Below are 13,219 nucleotides of genomic sequence, written 5' to 3'. Positions count from 1 at the left end.
TGAAGGGCCTCATCGGGGGCAAGCCCTCTCCCACATTTTGATCTGTGAATGCATTCAACGTGTGGGAGGGGGCTTGCTCCCGATAGGGCCAGCAAAGTCAGCACACAATTTGCAGGCATAAAAAAACGCCCCCGGCCTTTCGACCGGGGGCGTTTTTCATTCAGCCTGAGTTAACTCAGTTCTTGGCTTTCTTGGCAGCGCGGGTACGCTCGCCTTCGTCCAGGATCTTCTTACGCAGGCGGATCGACTTCGGCGTCACTTCGCACAGCTCGTCGTCCTGGATGAATTCCAGAGCCTGTTCCAGGGTGAAGCGAACAGGTGGAACCAGGGCGATGGTTTCGTCTTTACCCGAAGCACGCATGTTGTCGAGCTTCTTGCCTTTGGTTGGGTTGACGCCCATGTCGTTGTCACGGCTGTTCAGACCAACGATCTGACCGTTGTAGATCTCTTGACCGTGCTCAACGAACAGCTTGCCACGTGCCTGGAGGGTTTCCAGGGAGTAGGTCAGCGCCTTGCCGGTTTCTACCGATACCAGAACACCGTTCTGACGGCCGGACATGTCGCCGGACTTCATGGTGTCGTAGCGATCGAAGATCGAGGTCAGGATGCCAGCACCGTTGGTCAGGGTCAGGAACTGGTTACGGAAACCGATCAGACCACGAGCAGGGATGTTGTATTCCAGACGCACACGGCCTTTGCCATCCGGCACCATGTTGGTCAGGTCGCCCTTACGCAGGCCCATCTCTTCCATGACCTTGCCCTGGGATTCTTCAGGGGTGTCGATGGTGACGTTTTCGAACGGTTCCTGCTTCACGCCGTCAACCTGACGGATGATCACTTCAGGACGACCTACACCCATTTCGAAGCCTTCGCGACGCATGGTTTCGATCAGTACCGAGAGGTGCAGCTCACCACGGCCGGAAACTTTGAACTTGTCAGCCGAGTCGCCTTCTTCAACGCGCAGAGCAACGTTGTACAGCAGCTCTTTGTCCAGACGCTCCTTGATGTTACGGGAGGTCACGAACTTGCCTTCTTTACCGCAGAAAGGCGAGTCGTTTACCTGGAAGGTCATGGAAACGGTTGGCTCGTCAACGGTCAGAGGCTTCATCGCTTCTACCGCGTCCGGCTGGCACAGGGTGTCGGAGATGAACAGCGAGTCCATACCGCTCACGCACACGATGTCGCCGGCAAACGCTTCTTCAACGTCGATACGGTGCAGACCGTGGTGACCCATCAGCTTCAGGATACGACCGTTACGCTTCTTGCCGTCGGCGCCGATGGCGACAACTGGCGTGTTCGGCTTGACGCTACCACGAGCGATACGGCCAACACCGATAACACCCAGGAAGCTGTTGTAGTCCAGTGCCGAGATTTGCATCTGGAACGGACCTTCACGGTCAACTTTTGGCGCCGGTACGTTGTCGACGATCGACTGGTACAGCGGGGTCATGTCTTCAGCCATGTCGGTGTGGTCCAGACCGGCAATACCGTTCAGGGCCGAGGCGTAGACGACTTTGAAGTCCAGCTGTTCTTCGGTGGCACCCAGGTTGTCGAACAGGTCGAAGATCTGGTCCAGAACCCAGTCCGGACGCGCGCCTGGACGGTCAACCTTGTTGATGCACACGATCGGACGCAGGCCGGCTTCGAAAGCCTTCTTGGTCACGAAACGGGTTTGCGGCATAGGGCCGTCTTGAGCGTCAACCAGCAGCAGAACGGAGTCAACCATCGACATTACACGTTCAACTTCGCCGCCGAAGTCGGCGTGGCCCGGGGTGTCCACGATGTTGATGTGGTAGCCGTTCCAGTTGATAGCGGTGTTTTTAGCCAGGATGGTAATGCCGCGCTCTTTTTCCTGGTCGTTGGAGTCCATCACGCGCTCGTCGTTGAGCTCGTTGCGCTCCAGGGTGCCGGATTGACGCAGGAGTTTGTCTACCAGGGTGGTTTTACCATGGTCAACGTGGGCAATGATGGCGATGTTACGTAGATTTTCGATCACTTGTGTATCTCGATCAGAGGATTCGGTGTGCTGACAGGTCGTGGCAGCGATTAACAGTAGAGTCAGGCCTTGCCGTTACAGCTTGACGGCAGAGTCGGGGGGCCGGTGACGCAGGCCACAGGCAAACAGCCCCGGGCTCTTAGCTCGGTCGATAAACGCGCACATTGGCATGCCCCTCACTGAGCAAATGGTGGGCATGCAGGCGACTCATCACGCCTTTGTCGCAATACAGCAGGTACTGACGGCTGTTATCCAGTTCCTTGAAACGCGCGTTCAGTGCGTAGAACGGCAGCGTTTGCACGTCGATGCCAGCGATTTCCAGCGGCTCATCTTCAGCGGCATCCGGGTGACGGATATCGATGACGATCTGGCCGGCCAGGGCTTCGCTGACTTCTTCGATTTTCACATCCTGGCCCAATTCATCGATGACGCGATCGATTGGCACCAGCTTGGCATTCTCGAGCGCACGCTCAAGAATCGCCATGTCGAATTCTTTCTCTTCATGCTCCACGCGGTGGCGCTTGGCGTGGGTCTTGGGGTTCACCGAAATGACCCCGCAGTACTCAGGCATGTGCTTGGCAAAGTCGGCGGTGCCGATTTCTTCTGCCAGGTCGATGATGTCCTGCTTGTGGCTGGCGATCAGCGGGCGCAAGACCAGCTTCTCGGTGACACAGTCGATGATCGACAGGTTCGGCAGCGTCTGGCTGGAAACCTGGGAAATCGCTTCGCCGGTCACCAGGGCGTCGATCTGCAACTGATCGGCAATCCGCGAGGCAGCGCGCAACATCATACGCTTCAATACGACACCCATATGACCGTTATCGACTTTGCCGAGAATTTCTCCCAGCACTTCCTCAAACGGTACGCTCACAAATAGCACGCGTTGGGAGCTGCCGTACTTCTTCCAGATAAAGTGCGCGACTTCCATCACGCCCAATTCATGGGCACGCCCGCCCAGGTTGAAGAAGCAGAAGTGGCTCATCAGGCCGCGGCGCATGATCTGGTAGGCCGCCACCGTGGAATCGAAACCGCCGGACATGAGGACCAGGGTCTGTTCCAGGGCGCCCAGCGGGTAGCCGCCGATGCTGTTGTGCTGGCTGTGAATCACAAACAACCGTTGGTCGCGAATTTCGATACGGACTTCGATTTCCGGCGATTTCAGCGAAATACCGGCTGCGCCGCACTCGCGACGCAGCTTGCTGCCAACGTATTTTTCAACGTCCATGGAGCTGAACAGGTGCTTGCCGGCGCGCTTGCAACGCACCGAAAAGATCTTGCCCTCAAGCGCACTGCCGTAGTGCTGCTTGCACTTGTCGGTGATGTCGTCGAAGTCGCCCAGCGGGTACTCATCCACCTGCAGGAAATGCGCGATACCCGGCATGCAGCTCAGGCGCTCGGTCATATCCTTCAAGGCTTTGGCGTCGGTGACGCGGGTTTCCAGCTCGAGGTTGTCCCACACGCCGTTCACCACCACAGCCGGGTCCAGGTCACGGAGCACGGCACGGATGTTCTTGGCCAATTGACGGATGAAACGCGTCCGTACCGGTCGGCTTTTGATGGTGATCTCGGGGAAGACTTTAACGATTAATTTCATGGAAACAGCGCGCGCCGGGCCTGCTGAAAAAGGGGGGCGCGGATTATAGCGGAAATCGCTCAAGGTTTAACCAGTTAATATGCATCGAACACGCAACGCACCAAAACGGGTCATTTACAAAAATAAACGCTACATTGCAGTGCGCTAATTATTCCGTTTCAACGGATTGCACCGTTATAGGGGCCATTTTGAAGCAAAAAGGCCATGTTGGCGCACTGGCATGCAATTTGCTCTCTTGTGAGGCAGGTTGCCTTGGCGGAGTATCCGCGCCGGCATCACCCACATTCTAAGGGCTAACTCCACTACCCAGCCCGAAGCCACCCGGAGGACACCATGTCGAAGTCGGTTCAACTCATCAAAGATCATGACGTTAAATGGATTGATCTGCGCTTCACGGACACCAAAGGTACTCAGCACCACGTGACCATGCCGGCTCGCGATGCTCTGGATGATGCTTTCTTCGAAGAAGGCAAGATGTTCGACGGCTCCTCCATCGCCGGCTGGAAAGGCATTGAAGCTTCCGACATGATCCTGATGCCGGATGACAGCACCGCCGTGCTCGACCCGTTCACCGAAGACCCAACGCTGATCATCGTCTGCGACGTGATCGAGCCTTCGACCATGCAAGGCTACGACCGCGACCCACGTGCGATCGCCAAGCGTGCCGAGGAATACCTGAAGTCGACCGGTATCGGCGACACCGTATTCGTAGGCCCGGAGCCAGAATTCTTCATCTTTGATTCGGTCAAGTTCAAGTCCGACATCTCCGGCTCCATGTTCAAGATCTTCTCCGAACAAGGTTCGTGGATGTCCGACCAGGACGTGGAAGGCGGCAACAAAGGCCACCGTCCAGGTATCAAAGGTGGTTACTTCCCAGTTCCGCCGTTCGACCACGACCACGAAATCCGCACCTCCATGTGCAACGCCATGGAAGAGATGGGCCTGGTCATCGAAGTTCACCACCACGAAGTGGCGACTGCCGGCCAGAACGAAATCGGTGTGAAGTTCAACACCCTGGTCGCCAAGGCTGACGAAGTACAAACCCTGAAGTACTGCGTACACAACGTGGCTGATGCCTACGGCCGTACCGCTACCTTCATGCCTAAGCCGCTGTACGGCGATAACGGTTCGGGTATGCACGTTCACCTGTCCATCGCCAAAGAAGGCAAGAACACCTTCGCTGGCGAAGGTTATGCCGGCCTGTCCGACACCGCCCTGTACTTCATCGGCGGCATCATCAAGCACGGTAAGGCCCTGAACGGTTTCACCAACCCATCGACCAACTCCTACAAGCGTCTGGTCCCAGGTTTCGAAGCTCCGGTAATGCTGGCCTACTCGGCTCGCAACCGTTCCGCCTCGATCCGTATTCCTTACGTGTCCAGCCCACGCGCTCGCCGTATCGAAGCTCGCTTCCCGGATCCGGCAGCCAACCCATACCTGGCCTTTGCTGCCCTGGTCATGGCCGGCCTGGACGGTATCCAGAACAAGATCCACCCAGGCGACGCCGCCGACAAAAACTTGTACGACCTGCCGCCTGAAGAGGCCAAAGAGATCCCACAAGTGTGCGGCAGCCTGAAAGAAGCCCTGGAAGAGCTGGACAAGGGCCGTGCGTTCCTGACCAAAGGCGGCGTATTCAGCGACGACTTCATCGATGCCTACATCGAGCTGAAAAGCGAAGAAGAAATCAAAGTACGCACCTTCGTACACCCACTGGAATACGAGCTGTACTACAGCTGCTGATCCGGTAGCGCTGCTTAACGTGGCGTGACAAAAAAGACCTCCTTCGGGAGGTCTTTTTTTTCCTGGAGATTACCCAGCTTCACATCTGCAAACCCAATGAAAAATGTGGGAGGGGGCTTGCTCCCGATGGCAGAGTGTCAGGCAGTATAGGTGTTACCGCCACACCGCCATCGGGAGCAAGCCCCCTCCCACAGGAGATCACCATTGAAACGTCGACTTGTGTTCGCTCTGTTATTCGTCAGTGCCAGTGCGAGCGCTGCACCGCCCAGTCTCGAACCTTTACTCAACAGCATCGCCGAACGCCTGGCCATCGCCGACCAGGTGGCCTTGAGCAAATGGGACAGTAAAAAGCCCGTAGAAGATAAAAAGCGCGAGCAAGAAGTAATCGCCAGCGTTATCGCCCAGGCGCCGGAATACAAGCTGGCGCCCGCCGCCGCCGAGCAGTTTTTCTCCGCGCAGATCGAGGCGAACAAACTGGTGCAATACACCCACTTATCCGACTGGCAGTTCCAGGGCAAGGCGCCTGCCGATCCGCGCCCGGATCTGGTCAAGCAGATTCGCCCACAACTGGACCGACTGCAAAAACGCCTGCTGGAACAATTGGCCGATTTCAGCCCACAGCGCACCGACCCACAATGCCCGCAATGGCTGGCCGAGGCGGTGCATGAACCCTTGAACGACCCGATGCGCCAACTGGCGATGATCCGTGCCACGGCCGAGCTGTGCATTTACAAAGGCTAAGGGCTGCAAGCCCGATCAAGAGTTGTGGGAGAGGGCCTACCCCCTCCCACATTTGGCCCGCATGCATTCAAGCCCACCCCTGGTAGCGTCCTGAACAACCTTCACAAAACCGCACTATATTGGTGCAATAGCTTGCACCCTTCCCACCTGATCAACCCATTTTGGTTCGATTCTTCCCGGGAAAGCTGGCAGAACGCCACAGTTTCGCGCCTTAAGCCCCCATTTCAGGGGCTGGACGCTTCTTTTCGGAGCTTTGGTTTGGTTTTTGCATTTTCCTTGTATCAGCGTGTGCCTCAAGCCCACGCCTTGCTCCAAAAGAGGTCCTGATGACCATCAGCGATGCACTGCACCGTTTGCTACTCGACAACCTGACCACCGCGACCATCCTGCTCAACGACGACCTGCGTCTTGAGTACATGAACCCGGCGGCGGAGATGCTCCTGGCCATCAGTGGCCAGCGCAGCCATGGGCAGTTCATCAGCGAATTGTTCACCGAGTCAGCCGAAGCCTTGAGTTCGTTGCGCCAGGCAGTGGAGCAAGCGCACCCGTTCACCAAGCGCGAGGCGATGCTGACCGCGCTGACCGGGCAGACGCTGACCGTCGATTACGCCGTGACCCCGATCCTGAGCAATGGCGCCACCCTGCTGCTGCTCGAAGTGCACCCCCGCGACCGCCTGCTGCGCATCACCAAGGAAGAAGCCCAGCTGTCCAAGCAGGAGACCAGCAAGATGCTGGTGCGCGGCCTGGCCCATGAGATCAAGAACCCGCTGGGCGGCATTCGTGGCGCGGCACAGTTGTTGTCCCGCGAGCTGCCGGACGAGCACCTCAAGGACTACACCAACGTCATCATTGAAGAGGCCGACCGCCTGCGTAATCTGGTAGACCGCATGCTCGGCTCCAACAAGCTGCCGTCGCTGGCAATGACTAACGTGCATGAGGTGCTCGAGCGAGTCTGCCAACTGGTCGATGCCGAAAGCCAGGGCTGCATCACCCTGGTGCGCGACTACGACCCCAGCATTCCCGACGTACTGATCGACCGCGAACAGATGATCCAAGCGGTACTCAACATCGTGCGCAACGCCATGCAGGCCATCAGCAGCCAGAACGAGCTGCGACTGGGCCGCATCAGCTTGCGTACCCGTACCCTGCGCCAGTTCACCATCGGCCATGTGCGCCATCGCCTGGTAACCAAGGTCGAGATCATCGACAACGGCCCAGGCATTCCTGCGGAACTCCAGGAAACCATCTTCTTTCCCATGGTCAGTGGCCGCCCGGACGGTACCGGGCTGGGCCTGGCCATTACCCAGAACATCATCAGCCAGCACCAGGGTCTGATCGAATGTGAAAGCCATCCTGGCCACACCACGTTCTCGATCTTTCTGCCTCTGGAACAAGGAGCCCCATCGACATGAGCCGTAGTGAAACTGTGTGGATCGTCGATGACGACCGTTCTATCCGCTGGGTCCTCGAGAAAGCCTTGCAACAGGAAGGCATGACCACCCAGAGCTTCGACAGCGCCGACGGGGTGATGAGCCGCCTGGCTCGCCAGCAGCCGGACGTGATCATCTCCGACATCCGCATGCCCGGTGCCAGCGGCCTGGACTTGCTCGCGCGGATTCGCGAACAGCACCCGCGCCTGCCGGTGATCATCATGACTGCGCACTCGGACCTGGACAGCGCTGTCGCATCCTACCAAGGCGGGGCGTTTGAATACTTGCCCAAGCCATTCGACGTGGATGAAGCCGTGGCACTGGTCAAGCGCGCCAACCAGCACGCCCAGGAGCAGCAAAGCCAGGAAGCCCCGCCCACCCTGACCCGCACCCCGGAAATCATCGGTGAAGCACCGGCGATGCAGGAAGTGTTTCGCGCCATCGGGCGCTTGAGCCACTCCAACATCACCGTGCTGATCAACGGCGAGTCAGGCACCGGTAAAGAACTGGTCGCCCATGCCCTGCACCGTCACAGCCCACGGGCAGCCTCGCCGTTCATCGCGCTGAACATGGCGGCGATTCCGAAGGACTTGATGGAGTCCGAGCTGTTCGGCCATGAGAAAGGTGCGTTTACCGGCGCAGCCAACCTGCGTCGCGGGCGTTTTGAACAGGCTGACGGCGGCACACTGTTTCTCGATGAAATCGGCGACATGCCGGCCGATACCCAGACCCGCTTGCTGCGCGTCCTGGCAGATGGTGAGTTCTACCGCGTGGGCGGGCATACGCCGGTCAAGGTGGACGTGCGCATCATCGCCGCGACCCACCAGAACCTGGAAACCCTGGTGCACGCCGGCAAGTTCCGTGAGGATTTGTTCCACCGCCTGAACGTGATCCGCATCCACATCCCACGGATGTCGGACCGCCGCGAAGACATCCCAACGCTTGCCCGCCACTTCCTCAGCCGCGCCGCCCAAGAGCTGGCGGTCGAGCCGAAGCTGCTCAAAAGCGAGACCGAGGAATACCTGAAGAACCTGCCGTGGCCCGGCAACGTGCGCCAATTGGAGAACACCTGCCGCTGGATCACCGTGATGGCGTCCGGGCGTGAAGTACATATCAGCGACCTGCCGCCTGAGCTGCTGAACCTCCCTCAGGATTCGGCACCGGTGACCAATTGGGAACAGGCGCTGCGCCAATGGGCCGACCAGGCCCTGGCACGCGGTCAGTCGAGCCTGCTGGACAGCGCCGTGCCGGCGTTCGAGCGGATCATGATCGAAACCGCCTTGAAGCACACTGCCGGCCGACGCCGCGACGCCGCCGTGCTGCTGGGTTGGGGCCGCAACACCCTGACTCGCAAGATCAAGGAGCTGGGGATGAAGGTGGACGGCGGGGATGATGACGAGGGCGATGACGCCTGATCACACCTCCCACATCCACTGAAAGTCTAATGTGGGAGGGGGCTTGCTCCCTCCCACACTGACATCTCTACAAGGCTCCAGGATTGTGCACCATTTCGATGCACCATGAACCGGCATCGGGCAAGCCTTTCAACCCTGAAACAACCGAACCGCTCAGAAAACCTTGAATTCCAAAAACACCAAAGCCCCGGAATCCGGGGCTTTGCGCGTTCTGATGGAATTATCTTGCACAACTTGACGACTCTGGCACGCGCCCTGCATTAACCCTGGTACTACCCAGTTTCGGGGACCTTGGTACAGGCAGGCCGAGAATCCCCTCTTTTATACGAAGCCCCCAGGCTTCACGCTTTTGGGAGCCCTGGCACAGGCAGGCCAGGAACTCCCTCTTTTATTGCTCTTGGAGATGGATCTGCAGCCGCCAGCGGCCATCGACCTTCTCCCCCTTCCACTCCCCGCGCAAAGGCCGAGCCGCCACCAGGTTCAGCAGCAGGCCGCCATCGGTCTTGCGAATGCGCCAGTTCACGTCCTTGTCATTGACCTTGAGCTGCCCACTGCCAGCCTGGCCTTGCGCGTCGAACAACAACGCCACGGTGCCGTCGATAAGCTCGCCGTGCAGCTTGGGCTCACTGTTGAACCACACCGCGACACCCTCGGCCACGGTCTCTACTTGCTGCAGTTCGACCGGGTCAGGCGTGGTCAGGCGACCGATCATCAAGCCAATCATCAGCCCAACGATTGCCAATGAGCCCATGACCCGCGGCAATAGCTTCGGCCTTGGGTCCTCTTCGGGGGTAGAATGCAGCGCATCTTTGCCTTCGGAGCCGTGCATGTTTCACGTCATCCTTTTTCAACCAGAAATTCCGCCGAATACCGGCAACGTTATCAGGCTGTGCGCCAACAGTGGCTGCCACCTGCATTTGATCGAACCGTTGGGCTTCGACATGGACGACAAGCGCCTGCGCCGCGCCGGACTGGACTATCACGAGTACGCCACCCTCAAGCGCCACGCCGACCTCGCCAGTTGCCTGGAGAGCCTGGGCCACCCACGGTTGTTCGCGTTCACCACCAAGGGCTCGCGACCGTTTCATGATGCCAGTTTTGCCGAGGGCGATGCCTTCCTGTTCGGCCCGGAAAGCCGTGGCTTGCCGGCCGAGGTGCTCGACGCCCTGCCCGACGGCCATCGCCTGCGCTTGCCGATGCGCGAGGGCTGCCGCAGCTTGAACCTGTCCAACACCGTAGCCGTTGCCGTCTACGAAGGTTGGCGCCAGCTCGGCTTCAAGTAACACACAAAACAAATGTGGGAGGGGGCTTGCCCCCGATGGCGGAGTGTCAGTCGATATTTATGTGACTGATCCACCGCTATCGGGGGCAAGCCCCCTCCCACATTGGGTGCTGCGTCGGGTTCGAGATTACTGAACCGTCGGCGCGCCTTCCTGTTGCATGCGCTGCAGCTCTTGAGCGTACAGGGCATCGAAGTTCACCGGAGCCAGCATCAGGGCCGGGAACGAGCCGCGGGTGACCAGGCTGTCCAGGGTCTCGCGGGCATACGGGAACAGGATGTTCGGGCAGAACGCGCCGAGCGTGTGGCTCATGGACGCTTCGTCCAGGCCCTGGATCAGGAAGATACCGGCCTGTTGCACTTCAGCGATGAAGGCAACTTCTTCGCCGTTCTTCACGGTCACCGACAGGGTCAGCACCACTTCGTGGAAATCACCTTCCAGCGCTTTTTGACGGGTGTTCAGATCCAGCGCGACGCTTGGGGTCCATTCCTGACGGAAGATGGCCGGGCTTTTCGGCGCTTCGAACGACAGGTCACGCACATAGATGCGTTGCAGCGAGAATTGTGGGCCTTGGTCTTGCGCTGCTTCGGTGTTCTGTTGGTCAGTCATCGCAGATCCTTCTTGATCTTGGGGTCTTTTAGGGTTTTGGAGTCAGACGAGCAGCAGCGCATCGAGTTTACCGGCGCGCTCCAGGGCGAACAGGTCATCGCATCCACCAACGTGCTTGCTGCCGATCCAGATCTGCGGCACGGACGTGCGCCCCGCTTTCTGGGCCATTTCGGCGCGTACCTGAGGCTTGCCATCGACCTTGATCTCTTCGAAGGCAACGCCCTTTTTCTCAAGCAGGGCCTTGGCCCGCATGCAGTAAGGGCACCAATCGCTGGAATACACGACAACCTGGCTCATATCACTTCACCAGCGGCAGGTTATCGGCCTTCCAACTGCCGATACCGCCGGACAGCTTGGCGGCGGTGAAACCGACCTTGAGCATTTCGCGGGCGTGGGTGCCGGCATGCTGGCCTTGGGCATCGACCAGGATGATGGTCTTGGCCTTGTATTTTTCCAGCTCGGCCAGGCGCGCGATCAGCTTGTCCTGGGGAATGTTCAGGGCGCCGACGATATGACCGGTGGCAAAATCCTTGGCCGGGCGGATATCCACGACAACGGCCTCATCCTTGTTGACCAGTGCGGTCAGCTCCGACGTGCTCAGGCTGCGGCCACCGCGGCTCATCTCATGAGCGATCAGCAGCGCCAGCAGGATGACGAAGGCACCCGCGAGCAGGTAGTGGGCAGTGGCAAATGCAATCAGGTGATCAACCATCAAGGAGGTTCCAGGGCGTTAAAATGGCCGTAAGTATACACAGCCGCCAGGGGGGGCCAACCCCCGTAAAGCGGTGACGTGGTTGGAACTTCGCTTTAAACTGCCACTCCCTTTTCAATTGCCTTCCTTTAATTACCGCCGCGAGAGGATCTATGACTACTACGCCTAAACCTTTGGTCCTGATAATTCTCGATGGCTTCGGACACAGTGAAAGCCACCACGACAACGCCGTGTACTCGGCGAACAAGCCCGTGCTGGACCGCCTGACCGCCACCGTACCCAACGGTTTGATCTCCGGTTCCGGCATGGACGTGGGCCTGCCGGACGGCCAGATGGGCAACTCGGAAGTCGGCCATATGAACCTCGGCGCCGGACGAGTGGTATACCAGGACTTCACCCGTGTCACTAAAGCGATCCGTGACGGCGAGTTCTTCGAGAACCCGACGATCTGCGCTGCGGTAGATAAAGCAGTCGCCGCCGGCAAGGCCGTGCACTTCATGGGCCTGCTGTCGGACGGTGGCGTACACAGCCACCAGGACCATCTGGTCGCCATGGCCGAATTGGCCTTCAAGCGCGGCGCCGACAAGATCTACCTGCACGCTTTCCTCGACGGCCGCGATACCCCGCCCAAAAGCGCGCAATCCTCCATCGAACTGCTCGACGCCACCTTCGCCGCACTCGGCAAGGGCCGCATCGCCAGCCTGGTGGGCCGTTATTTCGCGATGGACCGCGACAATCGCTGGGACCGCGTCGCCCAAGCCTACAACCTGATCGTCGACGGCCAGGCTGAATTCCACGCGGCTACTGCCCAGGAAGGCCTGGAAGCAGCCTATGCCCGTGGCGAGAGCGATGAATTCGTCAAAGCCACCACCATCGGCGAGCCGGTCAAGGTCGAAGACGGTGACGCCGTGGTGTTCATGAACTTCCGCGCCGACCGTGCCCGTGAGCTGAGCCACGTATTCGTCGATGCCGGTTTCAAAGACTTCGAGCGCGCGCGCCAGCCGAAAGTCGAGTTCGTGATGCTCACCCAATACGCCGCCAATATCCCGGCCCCGTCGGCTTTCGCCCCGGGCAGCCTGGAAAACGTACTGGGTGATTACCTGGCGAAAAACGGCAAGACCCAGCTGCGTATCGCTGAAACCGAGAAATACGCCCACGTGACCTTCTTCTTCTCCGGTGGCCGCGAAGAGCCGTTCCCGGGTGAAGAGCGCATCCTGATCCCGTCGCCAAAAGTCGCCACTTATGACCTGCAGCCGGAAATGAGCGCACCGCAAGTGACCGACAAGATCGTCGATGCTATCGACCACCAGCGTTACGACGTGATTGTGGTCAACTACGCCAACGGTGACATGGTCGGCCATAGCGGCAACCTGGAAGCCGCCATCAAAGCGGTGGAATGCCTGGACAAGTGCGTCGGCCGTATCGTCGACGCCTTGGAAAAAGTCGGGGGTGAAGCACTGATCACCGCCGACCACGGCAACTGCGAGCAGATGTCCGACGAATCCACCGGCCAGGCTCACACCGCCCACACCACCGAGCCGGTGCCGTTCATCTACGTCGGCAAGCGCGACCTGAAAGTGCGTGAAGGTGGCGTGCTGGCGGATGTGGCACCAACCCTGTTGAAGCTGATGGGACTGGAGAAGCCGAAAGAGATGACCGGGACTTCGATTCTGGTCTGAACTCCAGCGTCACCGTGAAACAG

At 59.1% G+C, this 13,219-nt stretch carries 12 protein-coding genes; 6 read left to right on the top strand and 6 right to left on the bottom strand.

Annotation, left to right across the window (positions count from 1 at the left end):
* Nucleotides 1–175: 175 nt before the first annotated feature.
* Both typA and thiI read right to left on the bottom strand, forming a co-directional pair.
* Entirely contained in the window at nt 176–1,996 is a 1,821-nt protein-coding gene (gene typA, locus M5B43_RS24215; RefSeq protein WP_248752430.1) for a translational GTPase TypA, read from the bottom strand.
* Nucleotides 1,997–2,135: 139 nt separating this feature from the next.
* Nucleotides 2,136–3,590 carry a tRNA uracil 4-sulfurtransferase ThiI gene (gene thiI, locus M5B43_RS24210; RefSeq protein ID WP_248752429.1) on the bottom strand — a complete coding sequence of 485 codons (1,455 nt, stop codon included), beginning with the start codon at nt 3,588–3,590 and terminating at the stop codon, nt 2,136–2,138.
* A 333-nt stretch (nt 3,591–3,923) separates the two neighbouring features.
* On the opposite strand from thiI, the gene glnA reads away from it, so the two are divergent.
* The 4 genes from glnA to ntrC all read left to right on the top strand — a co-directional run bounded on the left by glnA (nt 3,924) and on the right by ntrC (nt 8,916).
* The gene (glnA, locus tag M5B43_RS24205; RefSeq protein WP_024072899.1) at nt 3,924–5,330 is read left to right on the top strand and encodes a glutamate--ammonia ligase; all 1,407 of its coding nucleotides are present in this window, start codon (nt 3,924–3,926) and stop codon (nt 5,328–5,330) included.
* Nucleotides 5,331–5,534: 204 nt separating this feature from the next.
* On the top strand, nt 5,535–6,071 hold the full coding sequence (locus M5B43_RS24200; RefSeq protein ID WP_248752428.1) for a chorismate mutase: 537 nt from the start codon (nt 5,535–5,537) through the stop codon (nt 6,069–6,071).
* Nucleotides 6,072–6,397: 326 nt separating this feature from the next.
* Entirely contained in the window at nt 6,398–7,483 is a 1,086-nt protein-coding gene (glnL, locus tag M5B43_RS24195; protein ID WP_248752427.1) for a nitrogen regulation protein NR(II), read from the top strand.
* Entirely contained in the window at nt 7,480–8,916 is a 1,437-nt protein-coding gene (ntrC, locus tag M5B43_RS24190) for a nitrogen regulation protein NR(I) (protein WP_248752426.1), read from the top strand. Before glnL ends, ntrC begins: the two co-directional genes overlap by 4 nt.
* A gap of 388 nt (nt 8,917–9,304) precedes the next feature.
* Here ntrC and M5B43_RS24185 read toward each other — a convergent pair whose 3' ends face one another.
* Nucleotides 9,305–9,745, bottom strand: coding sequence for a hypothetical protein (locus tag M5B43_RS24185; protein ID WP_248752425.1), 441 nt, complete (start codon nt 9,743–9,745; stop codon nt 9,305–9,307).
* On the opposite strand from M5B43_RS24185, the gene M5B43_RS24180 reads away from it, so the two are divergent.
* Entirely contained in the window at nt 9,744–10,199 is a 456-nt protein-coding gene (locus M5B43_RS24180) for a tRNA (cytidine(34)-2'-O)-methyltransferase (protein ID WP_003171120.1), read from the top strand. The two genes, M5B43_RS24185 and M5B43_RS24180, sit on opposite strands and share 2 nt — an antisense overlap.
* A gap of 126 nt (nt 10,200–10,325) precedes the next feature.
* Here the strand turns inward: M5B43_RS24180 and secB are convergent, their stop codons facing one another.
* Genes secB through M5B43_RS24165 form a run of 3 tightly spaced genes read right to left on the bottom strand, consistent with a single transcriptional unit; the run spans nt 10,326 to nt 11,517 of the window.
* Complete coding sequence (secB, locus tag M5B43_RS24175; RefSeq protein WP_005783933.1) at nt 10,326–10,805, bottom strand: protein-export chaperone SecB; 480 nt, start codon at nt 10,803–10,805, stop codon at nt 10,326–10,328.
* 42 nt (nt 10,806–10,847) lie between these two features.
* Entirely contained in the window at nt 10,848–11,102 is a 255-nt protein-coding gene (grxC, locus tag M5B43_RS24170) for a glutaredoxin 3 (RefSeq protein ID WP_248752424.1), read from the bottom strand.
* A gap of 1 nt (nt 11,103) precedes the next feature.
* Nucleotides 11,104–11,517, bottom strand: coding sequence for a rhodanese-like domain-containing protein (locus M5B43_RS24165; protein ID WP_248752423.1), 414 nt, complete (start codon nt 11,515–11,517; stop codon nt 11,104–11,106).
* Between the two features lie 152 nt (nt 11,518–11,669).
* Between M5B43_RS24165 and gpmI the strand changes: the two genes are divergently transcribed.
* Complete coding sequence (gene gpmI / locus M5B43_RS24160) at nt 11,670–13,196, top strand: 2,3-bisphosphoglycerate-independent phosphoglycerate mutase (protein ID WP_248752422.1); 1,527 nt, start codon at nt 11,670–11,672, stop codon at nt 13,194–13,196.
* The last annotated feature ends 23 nt before the right edge of the window (nt 13,197–13,219 follow it).

It is taken from the genome of Pseudomonas sp. MWU15-20650 (assembly GCF_023242475.1).
In the GTDB taxonomy this organism is placed as follows: domain Bacteria; phylum Pseudomonadota; class Gammaproteobacteria; order Pseudomonadales; family Pseudomonadaceae; genus Aquipseudomonas.
Note: the sequence above shows the minus strand (reverse complement) of the source record. Positions and strands in the feature narration are given on the sequence as shown.